Source organism: Photobacterium sp. R1 (assembly GCF_054600795.1).
Genome location: NZ_BAAHZP010000001.1, coordinates 25,799 through 43,553 on the forward strand (window position 1 = coordinate 25,799; position 17,755 = coordinate 43,553).

Annotated in this window: 16 protein-coding genes; 5 read left to right on the forward strand and 11 right to left on the reverse strand. The window is 54.8% G+C overall.

Annotation, left to right across the window (positions count from 1 at the left end):
- Window position 1: 1 nt before the first annotated feature.
- The 3 genes from ACYP03_RS00130 to tesA all read right to left on the reverse strand — a co-directional run bounded on the left by ACYP03_RS00130 (window position 2) and on the right by tesA (window position 2,746).
- Complete coding sequence (locus ACYP03_RS00130) at window positions 2–856, reverse strand: co-chaperone YbbN (protein ID WP_459777967.1); 855 nt, start codon at window positions 854–856, stop codon at window positions 2–4.
- A 405-nt stretch (window positions 857–1,261) separates the two neighbouring features.
- Window positions 1,262–2,089, reverse strand: coding sequence for an SDR family oxidoreductase (locus tag ACYP03_RS00135; RefSeq protein ID WP_459777969.1), 828 nt, complete (start codon window positions 2,087–2,089; stop codon window positions 1,262–1,264).
- A 57-nt stretch (window positions 2,090–2,146) separates the two neighbouring features.
- A complete protein-coding gene (gene tesA / locus ACYP03_RS00140; RefSeq protein ID WP_459777971.1) occupies window positions 2,147–2,746 on the reverse strand; it encodes a multifunctional acyl-CoA thioesterase I/protease I/lysophospholipase L1 in 600 nt (199 codons plus the stop codon).
- Between tesA and ACYP03_RS00145 the strand changes: the two genes are divergently transcribed.
- Window positions 2,745–3,419 (forward strand): ABC transporter ATP-binding protein, encoded by a 675-nt coding sequence (locus tag ACYP03_RS00145; protein ID WP_248143476.1) that lies wholly within the window; start codon window positions 2,745–2,747, stop codon window positions 3,417–3,419. The genes tesA and ACYP03_RS00145 overlap by 2 nt on opposite strands.
- Window positions 3,416–5,893 carry an ABC transporter permease gene (locus ACYP03_RS00150; RefSeq protein ID WP_459777972.1) on the forward strand — a complete coding sequence of 826 codons (2,478 nt, stop codon included), beginning with the start codon at window positions 3,416–3,418 and terminating at the stop codon, window positions 5,891–5,893. Before ACYP03_RS00145 ends, ACYP03_RS00150 begins: the two co-directional genes overlap by 4 nt.
- 62 nt (window positions 5,894–5,955) lie before the next feature.
- Here the strand turns inward: ACYP03_RS00150 and ACYP03_RS00155 are convergent, their stop codons facing one another.
- The 5 genes from ACYP03_RS00155 to ACYP03_RS00175 all read right to left on the reverse strand — a co-directional run bounded on the left by ACYP03_RS00155 (window position 5,956) and on the right by ACYP03_RS00175 (window position 11,695).
- On the reverse strand, window positions 5,956–6,879 hold the full coding sequence (locus ACYP03_RS00155; RefSeq protein WP_459777973.1) for a TIGR01777 family oxidoreductase: 924 nt from the start codon (window positions 6,877–6,879) through the stop codon (window positions 5,956–5,958).
- 133 nt (window positions 6,880–7,012) lie between these two features.
- Window positions 7,013–7,312, reverse strand: a complete 300-nt coding sequence (locus tag ACYP03_RS00160) for an Rdx family protein (protein WP_459777975.1) — start codon at window positions 7,310–7,312, stop codon at window positions 7,013–7,015.
- 9 nt (window positions 7,313–7,321) lie between these two features.
- Window positions 7,322–8,083: a sulfite exporter TauE/SafE family protein gene (locus tag ACYP03_RS00165; protein ID WP_459777977.1), complete on the reverse strand. Its 762-nt coding sequence runs from the start codon at window positions 8,081–8,083 to the stop codon at window positions 7,322–7,324.
- A 138-nt stretch (window positions 8,084–8,221) separates the two neighbouring features.
- Complete coding sequence (pta, locus tag ACYP03_RS00170; RefSeq protein ID WP_248143484.1) at window positions 8,222–10,375, reverse strand: phosphate acetyltransferase; 2,154 nt, start codon at window positions 10,373–10,375, stop codon at window positions 8,222–8,224.
- Window positions 10,376–10,495: 120 nt separating this feature from the next.
- The gene (locus ACYP03_RS00175) at window positions 10,496–11,695 is read right to left on the reverse strand and encodes an acetate kinase (RefSeq protein ID WP_330960813.1); all 1,200 of its coding nucleotides are present in this window, start codon (window positions 11,693–11,695) and stop codon (window positions 10,496–10,498) included.
- Window positions 11,696–12,010: 315 nt separating this feature from the next.
- On the opposite strand from ACYP03_RS00175, the gene yfbV reads away from it, so the two are divergent.
- Window positions 12,011–12,460 carry a terminus macrodomain insulation protein YfbV gene (yfbV, locus tag ACYP03_RS00180; RefSeq protein WP_330960812.1) on the forward strand — a complete coding sequence of 150 codons (450 nt, stop codon included), beginning with the start codon at window positions 12,011–12,013 and terminating at the stop codon, window positions 12,458–12,460.
- A gap of 95 nt (window positions 12,461–12,555) precedes the next feature.
- Here the strand turns inward: yfbV and dxs are convergent, their stop codons facing one another.
- The 3 genes from dxs to xseB are packed head-to-tail and all read right to left on the reverse strand — an operon-like array spanning window position 12,556 to window position 15,577.
- A complete protein-coding gene (gene dxs, locus ACYP03_RS00185; protein WP_459777983.1) occupies window positions 12,556–14,421 on the reverse strand; it encodes a 1-deoxy-D-xylulose-5-phosphate synthase in 1,866 nt (621 codons plus the stop codon).
- Window positions 14,422–14,445: 24 nt separating this feature from the next.
- On the reverse strand, window positions 14,446–15,342 hold the full coding sequence (gene ispA / locus ACYP03_RS00190; RefSeq protein WP_248143492.1) for a (2E,6E)-farnesyl diphosphate synthase: 897 nt from the start codon (window positions 15,340–15,342) through the stop codon (window positions 14,446–14,448).
- A complete protein-coding gene (xseB, locus tag ACYP03_RS00195; RefSeq protein WP_248143494.1) occupies window positions 15,335–15,577 on the reverse strand; it encodes an exodeoxyribonuclease VII small subunit in 243 nt (80 codons plus the stop codon). The genes ispA and xseB overlap by 8 nt, the downstream gene beginning before the upstream one ends.
- A 345-nt stretch (window positions 15,578–15,922) precedes the next feature.
- Here xseB and pomA point away from each other — a divergent pair, with 345 nt between their 5' ends.
- Both pomA and ACYP03_RS00205 read left to right on the forward strand, forming a co-directional pair.
- Window positions 15,923–16,684: a flagellar motor protein PomA gene (pomA, locus tag ACYP03_RS00200; protein ID WP_248143496.1), complete on the forward strand. Its 762-nt coding sequence runs from the start codon at window positions 15,923–15,925 to the stop codon at window positions 16,682–16,684.
- Between the two features lie 11 nt (window positions 16,685–16,695).
- Window positions 16,696–17,637, forward strand: a complete 942-nt coding sequence (locus tag ACYP03_RS00205; protein WP_459777987.1) for a flagellar motor protein MotB — start codon at window positions 16,696–16,698, stop codon at window positions 17,635–17,637.
- The last annotated feature ends 118 nt before the right edge of the window (window positions 17,638–17,755 follow it).

Here is a 17,755-nt window from a genome sequence, read left to right on the forward strand (position 1 = left end):
ATCAGTACAGCAGTGAGTAAAGCTGACGACGGTACTGGCTGGCCAGTGCATTCCCCTGACCCAGAGCCGCCAGAATATCCATCATGGTTTTCTTGGCGTTCCCGTCGGCAAAGTTCAGATCTTTGCGCAGCAGGCCCATCAGGATCTCCAGAGCTTCCTGCTGGCGGTTTGCCTGGCTGTACTGGATTGCCAGTTCGTGCGCCAGCTGACCATTGTCCGGTTCCGCGGCCAGTTTTTCTTCCAGCTGACGAATTTCCGGTGAATCACTGGCCTGACGGTGCAGCTCCAGTTTGGCAACCAAACGTTTGTAATCGCTGTCCTGATCCTGCATCGGGATCTGGCCCAGCAGGGTTTCAGCGTCATCAAACTGAGATGTTTCCAGCAGACATTCCGCAGCAGCCAGTAACACCAGGCTGTTGCCCGGCAGGCTGGCCATCAGTTCACGTAACAATGGCAGCGCTTCGTTATAGGCTTGCTGGCTGACCAGCTGAATGGCCTGATCCAGCTTCATTTCATCTTCGCTCGGCAGGTGCTTGCTCAGCATCTGGCGCAGGCTCTCTTCCGTTTGCGGGCCGGCGGCGCCGTCGACCGGCTGACCATTGCTGAACAGAGCAACGGTTGGCAGACTGCGGACACCAAACTGTGCCGCGACCATTTGCTGCGTTTCACAGTTCAGCGTCGCCAGCACAAACTGTCCCGGAAGCTGGGCTGCCAGGCGTTCCAGGACGGCATTGACTTCTGCTGTTTCAGGCATCGACGGTGCCCAGAAACTGATCACCACCAGCTGTTGCATGGACTGCTCAATCACCTGATGCAGATTGGATTCGTTCAGTTCAATCGCTAATTTGTCGTTCATACCGGGCTTTCCGTGATCGTTGAATAAGTGATGATGAAGATGTTGGGCTGATTGGCAGGAAAATCAAGGGAAAAGGGTGAATAAAGCGGTGTTCGACGGGTTCAGAGGAAAAAAACGGAGAGCCAGGCTCTCCGTTAGAGTTGAAAGCTCAGAAGCAGAGCAATTGCGACACAGAGACAGAGCGCGTTTATCTGGCGTAATGTCATGCCGATTCCTCCGAAAATGTAGCACTGTTTGTTTAGGGGGATCGCTGGATTACCTTTCACAACAGGTAAGGACCAACTTACCCTGAAGCCTAGATGGCTCAGATGACACATTCATGACATCTGATGAAAAAACAGGCATTCCGGTGTGAGATTTTTCACGTTCGGATCAGGATCAAACTTCCACCACTCTGCATGGTTATTAATCGCTTTTGATTAAGATGCCATCCAGCCAGCGCACCGGCAGAATCCGGCGTAAAAAGCCGAAAATATAGGTCGGCTGGGTAACATAGTAGCGTGCAGCAGGCGTGTGACTGTCGATGATCTTCTGCAGCGGTTTCAGGACGGCTTCCGGCGTCAGGGTGAACTTGTTGGACGGGGACGGCTTGCCAAGCCGGTCCAGCGTATTCTGATAATTCTGGCTGTGGCGGGAATCGGCCATGTCGATGTGGGCTTCAAACTGGCGTTTTGCGTTGGTCCGGAACTGACTTTCAATCGGACCGGGCTCAATCAGGCTGACCTGAACCGGCGTATTGGCCAGCTCAAGCCGCAGGGTGTCGGTATAGCCTTCTAATGCAAATTTACTGGCATTGTAGGCCCCGCGGTATTTCATGGCGACCAGCCCCAGAACAGAGCTGTTCTGGACAATCTTTCCGCCCCCTTGTCTGAGCATCACGGGAATGACGGCCCGGGTCAGAGAATGCCAGCCGAACAGGTTGGTTTCGAACTGTTCGCGCAGCGCATCTGTGGGCAAATCCTCAAGAGCACCCGGCTGGCCGTAAGCGCCGTTATTGAACAGCACATCCAGTCGCCCGTCGGTGATTACCAGTGCGTCCGACAGACCCTGTTCGATGGAAGCTGTGTCAGCAAGGTCGAGCTGAACGCAATGCAATCCTTCGGCGCGCAGACGTTCTACATCCGCCAGTTGCCGGCAACTGGCAACCACCAGATAGCCAGCCTGATGGAGCGATTTGGCGCAGTGGTATCCGATACCGCTGCTGCAGCCTGTGATGAGAATGGCTGTGGTCATGTGAGTCCTTTTCATTGGGGAATGAGGTCATTGGAAATTGGGCGTTGTAAAACCTGGTTACAAAAAAGGTGTGATGGCATTTGTCATGTACTGGGCGATCCAGGGCTGCGCGGCGGCTTTGGGATGGAGGCCATCGTCCATCATCCAGTGGTCACGCAGGATGACCTGCTCCAGGAAAAAGGGCAGCAGCGGCAGGCTGTAGTCTTTGCTGAGTCTGACGTAGATTGCTTCAAACTGGCTGGTATAGCGCTTGCCGTAGTTGGGCGGGATACGGATTTGCATCAGCAATGGCTCGCCGCCGCTATCTTTAATCAGAGCAATCATAGCTCTGAGGTTCTTCTCGATCGCCGCAGGCGGAAAACCGCGAAGCCCGTCGTTGGCACCGAGCTCGATGATGACGTAATCTGGTGCATGCTGTTTCAGCAGTTTGGGTAAACGGGCCAGACCATTACCTGTGGTATCACCGGAAATGCTGGCATTGATCACCTCAATTTTCAGGCCGTTGTCATTGAGCATCGGTTCCATCAGCCGTGGCCAGCTTTGATCAGCTCGCATCTGATAGCCGGCGCTCAGGCTGTCACCGAGTACCATCAATGTGGCGGCAACGCTGCTGATTGGTGTCAAAATAAGTATTAACAGTGCAAGGATCCGCATCATGTCTACATCCGTGATAAAAGCGCAATCAGTATCCAAACAGGTGACGACGGCCACCACAACACTCACCATTCTGCAGGATGTTTCGCTTGAGGTCGAGCGGGGCGAAAGTATTGCTTTGGTTGGGGTTTCCGGCGCGGGCAAATCCACGCTGATGACGTTGCTGGCCGGGCTGGATGTTCCCAGCAGCGGCGACATTGAACTGCTCGGGCAGACTTTGTCAGCGATGGATGATGAATCCCGGGCCGCCTTGCGCAGTCAGGCGGTGGGCTTTGTGTTTCAGAGTTTCCTGCTGATTCCGTCGCTGACGGCGCTGGAGAACGTGACCCTGCCTGCCATCATCAAGGGGGAGACCGGCGATACGGCACGCGCCGCAGCCCTGCTGCATCAGGTCGGTCTGCAGGGCCGGGAAGCGCATTTGCCTTCACAGCTCTCCGGCGGTGAACAGCAGCGTGTCGCACTCGCCCGGGCTTTTATGACCGCGCCTCAGGTGTTGTTTGCGGATGAACCGACGGGCAATCTGGATCAGCACACGGCAGCCACGGTGATCGATTTACTCTTCGCCCTCAACCGGGATCACGGCACCACACTGGTGCTGGTCACCCATGATCCTCAGCTGGCGGAACGCTGTGATCGCGTGGTACGTATTCATGGCGGGCGTGTGGAGGCGGCATGACAGAGATGAGTGAAAGTCAGATCCCGAGCCGACAATCCGATCCGTCTCTGTTGCTCCGGTGGAGCTGGCGCGAATTATGGCAGGGTCAGCTCTGGCCGGTGGCTGTGGCGCTGACGCTGATCATTGCCTGTGTGTTCGCACTGGCATCTTTGGTGGTGCGGGTCGAAAAAATCATGATCAATCAGGGCCGCAGCATGATCGCGGCGGATCTGGTGCTGCGCTCTGCCAACCCGATTGCGGAACCCGTATTGCAGGAAGCCCGGCAGTTAGGCCTGACGGTGACGCAGCAGACCCGTTTTGGCACCATGGCTTTCAGCGATCATGCCATGCAGCTGGTGAGCGTGAAGTCTGTCGCCAGTGATTTTCCGCTGCGGGGAGAATTGGTGCTGCAGGGACATGAGCAGACCCGGCAGCGGGTCGAACCGGGCGAGTTGTGGCTGTCGGAGCGTTTGTTTTCACTTCTGGATGTGAAAATCGGTGATCAGGTGGCGATAGGGAATGCCGAACTGACTGTCGCAGGGGCAGTGGTTTCAGAGCCGGAGCTGTCGTTTAACCCCTTCAGCCAGATGCCTGCGGTGCTGATGCATGAGTCGGATCTGGCTGCCACGGAAGCTATTCAGCCTGGCAGCCGGGTACGTTACCGGGCGTATTTCAATGGCGATGACTCTTTGCTGAAGCAATTGCAGGCCGATGTGGTGTTGAGTCCGGATCAGCGGTGGATCAGTGAAACCACACAGGGGCGCACCGGTGAGATGATCGAGCGGGTACAGCAGTATCTGTCGTTGACCCTGATTCTGGTGATTCTGATGGCGACGGCCACACTTGTGCTGACCTGCATGCATTACACGGCCAGCCGCACAGAAACGGTCGCGATGATGAAAAGTCTGGGCGCCCGTAAAGGCTTTCTGGGGCGCTGGCTGGCCCGGCAGCTCGGATTACTGTTTGCCATTGCGGCGGTGGCCGGACTGAGTCTGGGCTGGATACTGGAATGGTTGTTACGCTTGCCGTTGAGTGATGTCTTGCCTAAACCTTTACCGGAAATGGGAGTGATGCCCTGGCTGGTCAGTTTGCTGGTGGCGGTTCTGGTCGCGATTCCCGGGATGGGGATTGCGCTGTGGCGCCTGCTGGATGCACCGGCACTGGCGGTCATGCAGCGGGGACTGAAGACAACGGCCTCAAAAAACCGGTACCTGCTGATACTGATCCCGCTGATTGCCTTGTTGCTCTGGGTCGGGGATAACCCGATGATGTGGCTGACGTTGGCGGGTTTGGTCGGATTGCTGGGCGTTTTAGCCGGGCTGGGCTTGCTGTTGGTTGCCGGGCTCCGCCGGCGTCGATGGGGAGCCGCAATGACCCTGGCGTTAAGCCGTATCGGTCGCAGTCCGCTGGTGACCGGAGCACAGCTGGCGGCGCTGACCAGTTCGCTGATGCTGCTGGCCGTGATCTGGCTTTTGCGAACCGACTTACTGGAAGACTGGCAGCAGACCCTGCCGGCGGATGCACCGAATGTTTTTGCCCTCAATATCAGTCCGACCGAGCAACAGGCGTATCTGGATGTGCTGGACGGTTATGGGCTGATGCGCTCAGACAGTTACCCCATTGTGCGCGGCCGTCTGGTGACGATTAATGGCGTTAATCCGAGAGCGGAAACCACAACGCCGGATGCGCAGCAGGATGATCGTCAGGAAGGGGATGAGTCTTTGCGCCGGGAACTGAATTTTACCTGGCGGGAAACGATGCCGGTGCACAATACACTGGTGGAAGGAAAATGGAGTCTTGCGCCGGGCGGCGTGTCGGTTGAAACCGGGGTTGCCGAACGGCTGGGCATTCAGCTGGGCGATCAGCTGGGGTTCAGTGTGAACAGTCAGTCTTTCACTGCGACAGTAACCAGTTTGCGGGAGGTGGAATGGCGGAATATGCGGCCCAACTTTTTCTTTATTTTCACCCCGGATGTGATGGCTGATTTGCCAGCTACCTGGCTGGTCAGCTTCAGGGTGGCAGCGGATCAGAGTGAGATTGTCAATCAGCTGGGCCGGGATTATCCGACCGTCACCTTGCTGGATCTGAGAACTATGGCAACCCGGATCCAGGCGATTTTGCAGCAGGTCTCTCTGTCCTTGTCTGTGCTGGCTTTGCTGGGGGTGTGCAGCGGGCTGCTGCTGGTGCTGACCTTGCTGCGTCTCAGTCTGTCGCAGCGGCAGCAGGAAATTAAGCTTTACCGGACGCTGGGGGCCAGCAGGCAACGGATCCGGGCAACGATCTGGAACGAATATGGTCTGATGGCCGTACTGGCTGGGGTGATTGCAGTCTTTGGGGCGGAAGCCCTGGTTGCAGCCCTGATCAAATGGGGTTTTGAGTTGCCCGTGACCTGGCACCCGGGCTTGTGGCTGGTTCTGCCGCTGATGTCCGTTCTGCTGATACTGCTGATCATCAGCAGCATGATGAAGCAGTTGCTGCGTCCCTTAGGCCGTTAGATTCGTCCGACAGACAGTACGGTGATTGCTCAGGGTAGGCTGCCGGAGATTCTGAGACCGGGTTACTCCACGCGGGTCACCCGGCTTTCCGGTTCGGCCAGCGCACTTTTCAGTGCCCGCTCCAGATCCGGGTAGCAAAAGTGGAAACCATGCGCTTCCAGTTTGGCGGGCAGTGCCCGCTGACTGTCGAGCAGCATTTGTGCGGATTCACCCATGCCAATGCGGAGCAGCCATTCCGGTGTACTCATGAGATGAGGCCGGTGCAGCACTCTGGCCAGTGTCTGGCTGAATTCTTTATTGGTGACCGGATTCGGCGCGGTGAGATTAAATGGCCCCTGAGCGGTTTCATGGCGCATCAGAAACATAATGCCTTTGACCATGTCCTGCAGATGGATCCAGGGGAAATACTGCTCTCCGCTGCCGATAGGGCCTCCCAGACCCATCTTGTAAACCGGGACAAGTTTCGCCAGGGCGCCGCCGCCTTTGCCCAGCACAATCCCGGTACGCAGCAGACAGACCCGGGTTTGTTCAGTCTGAGCACTCAGTGCCGCTTCTTCCCAGGTCCGGCAGACGGTATGGGCGAAATCATCCCGCTGAACTTCGAGGGACTCATCGAACGCCTTGTGTTGCTGGTTACCGTAATAACCCACGGCAGAGCCGCTGATAAAAGTATGCGGTGGCGTGCTGCCGGCCAGAATTTTACCCGCCAGCTGGCGGGTGAGTTGCCAGCGGCTGTGGCAGATTTCTTCTTTTTGTTTCTCCGTCCAGCGTTTATCGGCAATTGGTTCGCCTGCCAGATTGATGACGACATCATATTCGTCCAGCGTGTCCAGTTCATCCAGACTGGTGATGACCTTGATGTGGTGGCCTAAGCGCTGATATGCACGATTGGGATGACGGCTGAGAACGGTAACCTGATCATGGTTCAGATGTGGAAGCAGTGCCCTGCCGATAAATCCGGTGCCGCCGGTGACCAGTATCTTCATCGCCTTTCCCCTGTTATAGGTGTTGATTTATCCTTGTTTTGTATAAATTATAATCAAACCCAGGCGTAATCTCTGCTTTTCATCTGCGGCCGGATTGAAGTGGATCGCGCTTTTGCAATTTAGGGCTGCCGGTTTAACGGTCTACATGACCCAGATCGCGTGCCGGGTCTAAAACATCCCGGATCCGCTGCTTCAATTGTTTAGCATCCGGAAATCCGCCATCGGTTTTCCGCTCCCAGATCCGAATGTTGTTACAAAAGATCTCAAACCGTCCTCCGGTATCCGGGTGCAGACTCACGGCTTCCAGATCTTCACTGAAGGTATGCAGCAGTTCCTGACACATCCAGCTTGCCCGGAGCATCCAGTTGCACTGGCGGCAGTAATAGATATCAATCATGGCTTTTTTTTCAGGATTGGTGATAGGGTCTGACATAAAGTGTCCTCACAGGCCGAAAAGAAGTTTTGCCCCAATCAGGAAGGTCAGGGCTTCGAAACAGCGTTTAATCAGCTGGTTGCTCTGGCGTCCCGCAAGGTGCGCGCCCAGATAACCACCCAGTAACGAACCGGCGATCAGAACCGGCAGCCACGGCCAGTAAATTTCTGCGCCAGCTGCATACATCGCGACAGCACCGGTTCCGTTCCAGAACAGGCCGACGCTGATCAGAGTGAGTGCGACTGCCTGTCTGTAGTCATAGCCGAACCAGCGGATCAGAAAGAGGGTCACAAACAGACCGCTGCCGGCAGTCAGAGAGCCGTTGACGATGCCGATAGCAGCCAGTCCCAGGCTCCCCAGAATCAGCCCTTTGTTATCACGGCGGCGCGGATTCTCCGCCTGCCCCAGACTGGGCTGATAAAGAGAATACAGCCCCAGACAGAGGATCAGCAACCCCAGTGCGGCTTCGGCCATTCGGCCCGGAACGAACAGGATGGCATTGGCGCCTATGATCACGCCCAGGGTTCCGGCAATAATCACATAGAGGGTCATGGACCAGTTCAGTTTACCGGCTCGAATGTATTTGATTGCGGCGCCCAGCCCCAGTGCGACACTGGCAATCTTGTGTGTGGCTAAAGCCACGGAAAAGGGCAGCCCGAGAAAGATGAGTAATGGAAACTGAATCAGCCCGGCGCCACCGCCGGACAGCGATGCCAGGGTATTGGCCAGCAAAGAGCCGATGAAAAGTCCGAGAGTATTCAACCCGTCCATGGATGATGCCGGAATCCTTATTGATCAAGAACGTACAGCATACGGATTTTGCCGTCTGAGGCAAAGGGGCAGGGAATCGCCGGATAAAAAAATACCCCGGCAGGCCGGGGTATCTGGATGTCGTGTCAGGACAGCGGTTTAAGCACCTTGCTCTTCAGCCTGTTTCGCCTGAATCGCTGTCAGCGCGATGGTGTAGACGATATCGTCAACCAGAGCGCCACGGGACAGGTCGTTTACTGGCTTACGCATGCCTTGCAGCATTGGACCGATCGAAACCAGATCCGCAGAACGCTGTACCGCTTTGTACGTGGTGTTACCGGTGTTCAGGTCAGGGAACACGAATACCGTTGCTTTACCTGCAACCGGAGAGTTCGGTGCCTTGGATTTTGCAACGTTCTCCATGATCGCTGCGTCGTACTGCAGCGGACCGTCGATGACCAGATCAGGACGTTTTTCCTGAGCGAGGCGGGTTGCTTCGCGGACTTTATCGACGTCTGCACCCTGACCGGAGTTACCGGTAGAGTAAGAGATCATCGCCACGCGTGGTTCGATGCCGAAAGCTTTGGCAGAATCAGCAGACTGAATCGCGATTTCAGCCAGTTGCTCGGCGTTCGGATCCGGGTTGATCGCACAGTCACCGTAAACCAGAACCTGATCCGGCAGCAGCATGAAGAACACGGAAGAAACCAGCGACGCATTTGGCGCGGTTTTGATCAGCTGCAGCGGCGGACGGATGGTGTTAGCTGTGGTGTGAACTGCACCGGAAACCAGACCGTGTACTTCGTCACGCTCCAGCATCATGGTACCCAGAACGACAGTGTCTTCCAGCTGCTCGCGGGCGACCACTTCGGTCATGCCTTTGTTCTTACGCAGCTCAACCAGACGCTCAACATACTGCTCGCGTACGGTTTCAGGATCGATGATTTCCACACCGGCACCCAGAACCACGCCTTGCTGTTCTGCAACACGCTTGATTTCAGCCGGGTTACCCAGCAGAACACAGTCAGCAATACCGCGCTCAGCACAAATCGCGGCAGCTTTCACAGTACGTGGCTCATCACCTTCAGGAAGCACGATGCGCTTGGCGGCTTTACGGGCCAGTTCAGTCAGCTGGTAACGGAAAGCCGGCGGGCTCAGGCGACGCTCACGGGCAGAGCCTTCAGACAGGGATTCGATCCACTGACCGTCGATATGGCTGGCCATGTACTCGTTGACCATTTCCACACGCTCTTTATCGTCTGCCGGTACTTCCAGGCTGAAACTTTGCAGGTTCAGGGAAGTCTGCCAGGTATTCCCCTGGGCCGTCATCACCGGCAGGCCGGTTTCGAATGCGCGCTTACACAGTGTCTTCACGGCTTCTGGCAGCTCGTAACCACCGGTCAGCAGCAGGGCACCGATTTCCACACCGTTCATGGCAGCCAGACAGGCGGCAACCACAACATCCGGACGGTCAGCAGAAGTCACCAGCAGTGAGCCGGGACGGAAGTGCTGAACCATGTTCGGAATGGAACGGGCACAGAAGGTAATGCTCTTGATGCGGCGGCTCTCGATTTCACCTGCGTTGATGATTTCAGCATTCAGGTGATGCGCGATGTCAGTTGCACGGGTCGCGATCAGTTCAGCGTTGAATGGCGCACAACCCAGCACACGGATCGGGCTGGAGTTGAAAACCTGCATCACTTCAACGTGAGTCGGCATGACAGCATCAGAACCATCGAAGATTTCAGACAGGTCAGGACGTGTACGGCCTTCCGCATCAACCGGTGCGTTCAGCTTGTTCACGATGACGCCGGCGATGTGTTTGTTCTTGATGCCGCCGAAGTTCGAGCAGGCAATTTCAATGCGCTCTTTCAGCTGAGCCGGGTTGTCTGTACCCGGTGCAACCACGAACACGATTTCCGCGTCCAGGGTTTTGGCGATTTCGAAGTTAATCTGATTCGCAAACGGGTGCTTGCGGGTCGGGACCAGACCTTCGATCAGGGCAACTTCGGCACCTGCAGTCGCTTCTTTAAAGCGTGCAACAATGTCTTCCAGCAGCACATCGCTCTGGTCGCTGCGGATCAGCTCATCGGCCTGTGCCATAGAAACTGGCTCGGCGATTTGCATGTCGCTGTTCGCACGGATAATGGTGGTGGTCAGGTCCGGCTGATCGCCGCCGTGACGTGGCTGGGCGATAGGTTTGAAAAAGGAAACACGGACGCCTTTGCGCTCCATAGCGCGTAGCACACCCAGGCTGACGCTGGTCAGGCCGACTCCGGCACCAACCGGAATTAGCATAATGGTACGTGACACAGTCAATTCCTCAAACTGATGGCAAACGGTAGAAAATGTTGGCAGATGGATTATAGGCAACCCTCTGCCTTATCATCTTTCTGGATAGAAAATGGCCGACTGAGTCGGCCATTTGATGTCTTAGATTTCAGCCAGACGTGCTGTATCTTCAGCAATCACCAGCTCTTCATTGGTTGAAATCACCATAGCTGGGACGCGGCTGTTTTCGGTGGTAATGACACCTTCGCCGCCGAAACGTGCTTTCAGGTTCTTCTCGCTGTCAACTTCGATACCGAAGATCTTCAGGCGGTTCAGCACCATTTCACGGATTGGTGCTGAGTTCTCACCGATACCACCGGTGAACGTGATGGCATCCAGCTGGCCATCCAGAGTCGCCGTGTAGCTGGCAACGTACTTCGCCAGACGGTGGCAGAAGACGTCCATTGCACGGGTCGCTTCTTCTTTCTGGCCGTAGTTGTCTTCAACGAAACGGCAGTCAGAAGTCACTTCAGTCAGACCTGCCAGGCCAGACTCTTTAGTCAGCATGGTGTTGATCTGATCGATGGTGTAGCCCAGCGTATCGTGCAGGTGGAAGATGATCGCAGGGTCGATGTCACCACAACGGGTACCCATCACCAGACCTTCCAGCGGCGTCAGACCCATAGAGGTATCAACAGACTTACCATTCTTGATTGCACAGACAGATGCGCCGTTACCCAGGTGGCAGTTGATGATGTTCAGTTCGCTCTCTGGCTTGCCCATGCGGCTCGCTGTTTCACGGGTGATGAACAGGTGAGACGTACCGTGCATGCCGTAACGACGGATGCCGTGCTCTTTGTACAGCTTGTACGGCAGTGCGTACAGGTAAGCTTCTTCCGGCATGGTCTGGTGGAATGCTGTATCGAATACAGCGACGTTTTTCAGGCTTGGGAACGCTTTCTGAGCCGCTTTGATACCAATGATGTGTGCAGGGTTGTGCAGTGGCGCCAGCGTTGCACAAGACTCAATACCTTTCAGTACAGCGTCGTCAATCAGGGCAGACTGAGTAAACTGCTCACCACCATGAACCACACGGTGACCGATTGCTTTCAGGTTTTCAGCCAGTTCAGGTTTAGAAGCCAGAATAGTTTCTACCATGAAAGCCAGTGCTTCTTCGTGAGCGGCACCATTGCCCAGTTGAGCTTCATGTTTGGCGCCATCAAGTTTCCACTTGATACGAGCTTCCGGGAGGTGCAAACATTCTGCAAGACCTGTCAGATGCTCATCACCTGATACTGCGTCAACGACTGCAAATTTCAGTGAAGAACTACCGCAGTTAAGTACTAGAACCAGCTTAGACATGTGAGTGACTACCTATATAATCTGTCTGAAAGTTGATATTCAATTGAATAAGCGTTACCCATAGAATAGTCGCCGGGTTTTCTGAGGCGGCTAGACCAGGTAAGTGTCGCTTCTGTCCGTAGAAGTGATGTGAACCTGAGGAGTCGGTTATCCTTAATGTTGCGATAACGGGGTTATCGGCCAACAATTACCAAAGGCGTGCATAGGATAGCCCTTGTTGCGCGATATAACAAAAAAATTTTTAAAAATTAATTCGAGTTAGATTGATTGTTGTCTATTTTTAAAGTTTATAAAATTTGTTGAGGCTGGTGCGATATGAATCAGACAAAAATCTGGAAGCAGGTCCAACATGGCCAGCATTACATGTCGGTATGGCCCATGCGCAAAGAGCTGGCCCTATTATTTCCTGAACAGCGCTATATCAGAGCGACCCGGTTTGCGGTGCGGGTGATGCCTGCAGTCGCGGTGATGAGTGTCCTCAGTCAGATGGCGTTTCACAATACTTCAGGTTTGCCGCTGGCAATGGCCGTTGCCTTGTTTGCGCTGAGTATGCCGTTACAGGGGCTGTTGTGGCTGGGGAAACGCAGCCGGACGGATCTGCCGCCGTCTCTGGCGAGCTGGTACAGGGAAATTCACGGAAAAATTCTGAGTGAAGGGTATGCGATGCAGCCGCTGAAGGAGCGTCCGCGGTATCTGGAACTGGCGATGGTGCTGAACCGGGCTTTCAAGCAACTGGATAAGACGTCGCTGGAGCGTTGGTTCTGAGTTTCACGGATGATTGCGTAAGATGATTGCGTAAAAGAAAACGGACCGGTTTGTACCCGGTCCGTTTTTGTATTCATCTGGCTGAACGGCAGGAATTATCGCTCCAGATACCGGCGGATTTGCGCCTCGATACCCGGGCCGTCGATCTCAAGCTCTGCATGTAACTCAGCCTGAGTGCCCTGATGGATAAATTTGTCCGGTAAACCAATTTGCAACACAGGTTTGAGGCGTTTCTCTTTCATCAGGAATTCAATCACCCCTGAACCTGCGCCCCCGGCAATCGCATTTTCTTCCACGGTCACCAACACATCATGGCTGTCTGCCAGTTCACGGATCAGAGCTTCGTCCAGTGGTTTCACGAAACGCATGTCTGCAACCGTCGCATTCAGGTTCTCTGCGGCTTCCAGTGCAGAGCTCAGGGTCGTGCCGAAGTTTAGAATGGCAACGGTTTCGCCCTGACGACGAATCACGCCTTTACCCAGTTCGAGTACGGTCATGGTCGTATCCGGCTTGACGCCGGTCGCGCTGCCACGCGGATAGCGAACGGCACTCGGTCCCTGATGCAAGTGGCCGGTATAGAGCATCTGACGGCACTCGTTTTCATCGCTCGGTGCCATGATCACCATGTTCGGAATACAGCGCAGATAGCTGAGATCGAAGGCACCCTGATGGGTCTGACCATCGGCACCGACCAGACCACCACGGTCAATGGCGAACATGACCGGCAGATCCATAATTGCCACGTCATGGATCAGCTGATCATAACCGCGCTGCAGGAACGTTGAGTAGATTGCAACGACCGGGTGATACCCGCCAATGGCCATCCCGGTTGCCAGCGTCACTGCGTGCTGCTCGGCAATCGCCACGTCAAAATACTGATTCGGGTATTCTTTGGAAAAACGCACCATGCCCGAGCCTTCACGCATGGCTGGCGTGATGGCCATGAGTTTATCGTCCTGAGCCGCCATATCGCACAGCCAGTCGCCGAAGATGTTCGAGAACGTCGGCTTGCTGCTTTTTGCTTTTGGCAGCGGATTTTCGCTCAGATCGAATTTCGGCACAGCATGGTAGTTGATCGGGTCGGCTTCTGCAGGCGCGTAGCCTTTGCCTTTTTTAGTCATGATGTGCAGGAACTGCGGGCCTTTCAGGTTCCGCATATTTTTCAGGGTGCGGACCAGTTCCTGTACATCGTGACCGTCAATCGGGCCAATGTAGTTGAATCCCAGCTCTTCAAACATGGTACCCGGGACGACCATGCCTTTCAGATGCTCTTCTGCGCGGCGGACGAGTTCTTTAATCGGCGGTGCGCCGGACAGGACTTTTTTACTGCCTTCGCGGATACTGGTGTAAAAGTTGCCGGACAGCAGGCGGGCCAGGTGGTTATTCAGTGCGCCGACGTTTTCAGAAATCGACATTTCGTTGTCGTTCAGAATCACCAGCATGTCGCTGTGGACATCTCCAGCGTGGTTCATGGCTTCAAATGCCATACCAGCAGTGATCGCGCCATCGCCAATCACGCTGACGACTTTACGGCCCTGTCCTTCACGCTCGGCTGCGATCGCCATCCCCAGTCCGGCACTGATGGAGGTGGAAGAGTGTCCGACGGACAGAACGTCGTATTCACTTTCTCCACGCCATGGGAACGGATGCAGGCCGTCTTTCTGGCGGATGGTATTCATCTGCTCCCGGCGGCCGGTCAGGATTTTATGGGGATAAGCCTGGTGTCCAACGTCCCAGATCAGATGATCAAACGGGGTGTTGTATACATAATGCAGGGCAACCGTCAGCTCGACGGCACCGAGTCCAGAGGCAAAGTGTCCACTGGACTGGCTCACCGATCTGAGCAGGTATGTCCGCAGCTCTTCACAGAGTGCTGGCAGACTTTCCACCGGCAGTAAACGGAGTTCGTCCGGTGTGTTGGCTAAAGCCAAATGCGGGTACTTTGAAATATCCAGTGTCATAACATGTCGGCGCTTATACTGTTTTTAGTTGTTGCGCTCGATAACGTATCGGGCAAAAACTTCGAGTGAATCTGTATTGTAGGGGATTGCTTCCAGAGCTTGTAGGGCTTCCTGATACAGCTGCTGTGCTTTTTTCTGTGCACCTTCCAGTCCGAGCAGGGCAGGATAAGTGCTTTTCTCCAGTGCTAAATCCGAGCCCTGGGGTTTCCCCAGTGTCTGAGTGTCGCTGATCACATCCAGAATGTCGTCCTGTACCTGAAAAGCCAGGCCAATTGCATTGGCATACTGATCGAGCTGCGGCAGAACGGCGACGCCTTTGTCTCCGGCAGCCAGTGCACCCAGACGGATGGCACATCGGATCAGGGCACCGGTTTTATGGCGGTGGATGCTTTCTAGTTGAGTGAGACCGACCTGCTTTTTCTCCGCCGCTAGATCCAGCGCCTGTCCGGCACACATTCCGGAAGCCCCTGCAGCGAGAGCAAGCTCGCGGACCATGGCGATACGCTGGCTGTTGCCTGCATCACTGAGTTGTCCGCAGGCCAGAATTTCAAAAGCCAGCGTCTGCAGAGCATCTCCGGCCAGGATTGCTGTCGCTTCGTCAAAAGCAATGTGACAGGTTGGCTGACCACGGCGCAGGTTATCGTCGTCCATGGCGGGTAAATCGTCATGGATCAGAGAGTAAGCATGGACACATTCGACGGCGGCTGCCGGCGCATCCAGGTCACTGATTTCGGCACCCAGCATCTGACCGGTCACATAAGTCAGGAAAGGACGGGCTCGTTTTCCGCCCAGCAACGTACCATGGCGCATGGCCTGAACCAGCGGCTGTTCAGCAAACGGCTGCCGGGTCAGCCAGTGTTCCAGTTGTTCATTATTACGGGCCGCAAAGAAGGCCAGCTGTTGGGAAAGGCTGTTAGTCATCGCTCGGGTCAAAGTCCGTCAGTGGCGCATTGTCATCAGCTTGTAGCAGAATTTCGACACGCTGTTCAGCCTGGGTCAGTTTCTGCTGGCTGTTGCGTGCCAGGGCAATTCCGCGCTCGAATTTTTTCAGCGCGTCTTCCAAAGGGATTTCACCGGATTCCAGCTCGTTGACAATGACATCGAGTTCATTCATGGCTTCTTCAAAGGCCATATTTTCTGGTTTTTTGGTTGCCATATCCGGTCCATTGATTGGGTTGAGAGCGCGGTCAGGTGTACGCTCGGAAAATGAGGGGAAAATAGCGCACAGGCTAGGCCGGGTCAAATTATGGCACAGGGAAGTGTGCGCATTACAGTGTTATTTTTATGGTTTTCCGTTTGCCGGCTGAAATTGCCAGGGCAGATTTTCAGGGGGCGCTGACACGGGCTTGAGAAGGAATGTGTTTTTTTTCCCAGCAGAGCACAAAACCGGGGTTGAATCCGTGCTAAACCAAAATCCAAAGATGCCGATACAGGGTGAGTAAGTTAGAATGGCGCCAGTGCGAGTTGGCCGGAAAGAAAAAAAATTACATAGGAGTGAGCCGTGGATTTGGCAACCCTCATAGGTTTAGTCGGTGCCTTTGCTTTCGTCATCATGGCGATGCTGCTGGGCGGTAGCCTGGATATCTTTTTTAACATGCCTTCGGTTCTGATTGTATTTTGCGGGACGTTATTTGTTGTCCTGATGAAGTACAGTCTGTCGCAGTTTTTTGGTGCAGCCAAAATTGCGGCCAAGGCGTTTATGTTCAAAACGGACGACCCGGAAGATTTGATTGCTAAGATCGTAGAGATGGCTGATGCCGCCCGTAAAGGGGGGTTTCTGGCTCTTGAAGAGATGGAAGTTAATAACAGCTTCTTGCGTAAAGGCATTGATTTGCTGGTGGATGGTCATGATGCAGATGTGGTGCGTTCGACATTGCAGAAAGATATTTCGCTTACCAATGAACGTCATGAGCGTGGTATCGGTATTTTCACTGCAATGGGTGATGTTGCCCCGGCAATGGGGATGATCGGGACACTGATCGGTCTGGTCGCCATGCTGACCAATATGGATGATCCGAAGTCGATTGGTCCTGCGATGGCGGTTGCACTGCTGACCACCCTGTATGGTTCTGTGCTGGCTAACATGGTGGCGATTCCGATTGCGGATAAGCTGTCCTTGCGTAAAAACGAGGAACGTCTGAACCGTCGGTTGATTCTTGATGGCGTGCTGGCAATTCAGGACGGTCAGAACCCGCGTGTGATTGACGGCTTCCTGAAAAACTACCTCCACGAAAAACAGCGTCGTATCGACGTTGATGAATAAGGAGGTGTCTGATGGACGAGCTCGAGTGCAACTGTAAAAAAGGGGCGCCAGCCTGGATGGCAACCTTTGCCGATCTGGCGACCCTGCTGATGTGTTTCTTTGTGCTTTTGCTGTCTTTTTCAGAAATGGACGTTCTGAAGTTCAAGCAGATTGCCGGATCCCTGAAATTTGCTTTCGGGGTCCAGAATATGGTGGAAGTGAAGGATATTCCGAAAGGGACCAGTGTCATTGCTCAGGAATTTCGTCCGGGCAGGCCGGAACCGACCCCGATTGAAGTCATCATGCAGCAGACGATTGACATGACGCAGCGGACGCTGGACTTCCATGAGGGGGAATCGCAGAAGGCTGGCGGAACCAAACGCGAAGCCGGTAAGCTGACCGGCGGTCGTTCTGAGCATACCGCCACACAGATGAACCAGAACACCCAGTCGGAAATGACGCAGGCACAGCAGCAGCTGGCCGATATTCTGGAAACCGCGCTGGAGCGTGAAATTCAGGAAAATCTGATTGAGGTGGAAAACCTCGGGCAGCAGGTGGTGATTCGTATCCGTGAGAAAGGTGCTTTCCCGGAAGGCTCTGCGTTTCTGCAGCCGAAATTCCGTCCGCTGGTGCGCCAGGTGGCGGAGCTGGTGAAAGATGTGCCGGGTGTGATTACGGTCTCCGGTCACACGGATAATCAGCGTCTGGATTCGGAGCTTTACCGATCTAACTGGGATCTGTCTGCGCAGCGGGCCGTATCGGTCGCGCAGGAAATGGAAAAAGTGACCGGTTTTGATCACAGCAGGATGCGGGTGCTGGGTCTGGCAGACACTGCGCCGCTGGAAAGCAATGATACTGCGGAAGGACGCAAACTGAACCGCAGGGTTGAGATTGCGATCATGCAGGGTAAACCGCATTTCTCCAATGAACTGACCAGTGACCCGGCAGGTGAATCTGCCGTCCCTTCAAATTAAGCCTACACTCTGAGTAAGGAATCGGAGGCTGTCCGGCTCAGTGCCGGACAGTCCATGGCTGAGCGCAGCGGTTGTCTGAGCACTCTGTCTGGCCTGAAATGTCTGCCCTCACTATGAT

Bases quoted from the DNA above. Each gene is read 5' to 3' on its own strand.
- ACYP03_RS00145 (WP_248143476.1), top strand. From the start codon at position 2,745: ATGTCTACATCCGTGATAAAAGCGCAATCAGTATCCAAACAGGTGACG.
- ACYP03_RS00135 (WP_459777969.1), bottom strand. From the start codon at position 2,089: ATGACCACAGCCATTCTCATCACAGGCTGCAGCAGCGGTATCGGATAC.
- ACYP03_RS00175 (WP_330960813.1), bottom strand. From the start codon at position 11,695: ATGTCTAAGCTGGTTCTAGTACTTAACTGCGGTAGTTCTTCACTGAAA.
- ACYP03_RS00205 (WP_459777987.1), top strand. From the start codon at position 16,696: ATGGACGAGCTCGAGTGCAACTGTAAAAAAGGGGCGCCAGCCTGGATG.
- ACYP03_RS00160 (WP_459777975.1), bottom strand. From the start codon at position 7,312: ATGTCAGACCCTATCACCAATCCTGAAAAAAAAGCCATGATTGATATC.
- ispA (WP_248143492.1), bottom strand. From the start codon at position 15,342: ATGACTAACAGCCTTTCCCAACAGCTGGCCTTCTTTGCGGCCCGTAAT.
- ACYP03_RS00150 (WP_459777972.1), top strand. From the start codon at position 3,416: ATGACAGAGATGAGTGAAAGTCAGATCCCGAGCCGACAATCCGATCCG.
- ACYP03_RS00165 (WP_459777977.1), bottom strand. From the start codon at position 8,083: ATGGACGGGTTGAATACTCTCGGACTTTTCATCGGCTCTTTGCTGGCC.
- yfbV (WP_330960812.1), top strand. From the start codon at position 12,011: ATGAATCAGACAAAAATCTGGAAGCAGGTCCAACATGGCCAGCATTAC.
- ACYP03_RS00155 (WP_459777973.1), bottom strand. From the start codon at position 6,879: ATGAAGATACTGGTCACCGGCGGCACCGGATTTATCGGCAGGGCACTG.
- ACYP03_RS00130 (WP_459777967.1), bottom strand. From the start codon at position 856: ATGAACGACAAATTAGCGATTGAACTGAACGAATCCAATCTGCATCAG.
- xseB (WP_248143494.1), bottom strand. From the start codon at position 15,577: ATGGCAACCAAAAAACCAGAAAATATGGCCTTTGAAGAAGCCATGAAT.
- tesA (WP_459777971.1), bottom strand. From the start codon at position 2,746: ATGATGCGGATCCTTGCACTGTTAATACTTATTTTGACACCAATCAGC.
- dxs (WP_459777983.1), bottom strand. From the start codon at position 14,421: ATGACACTGGATATTTCAAAGTACCCGCATTTGGCTTTAGCCAACACA.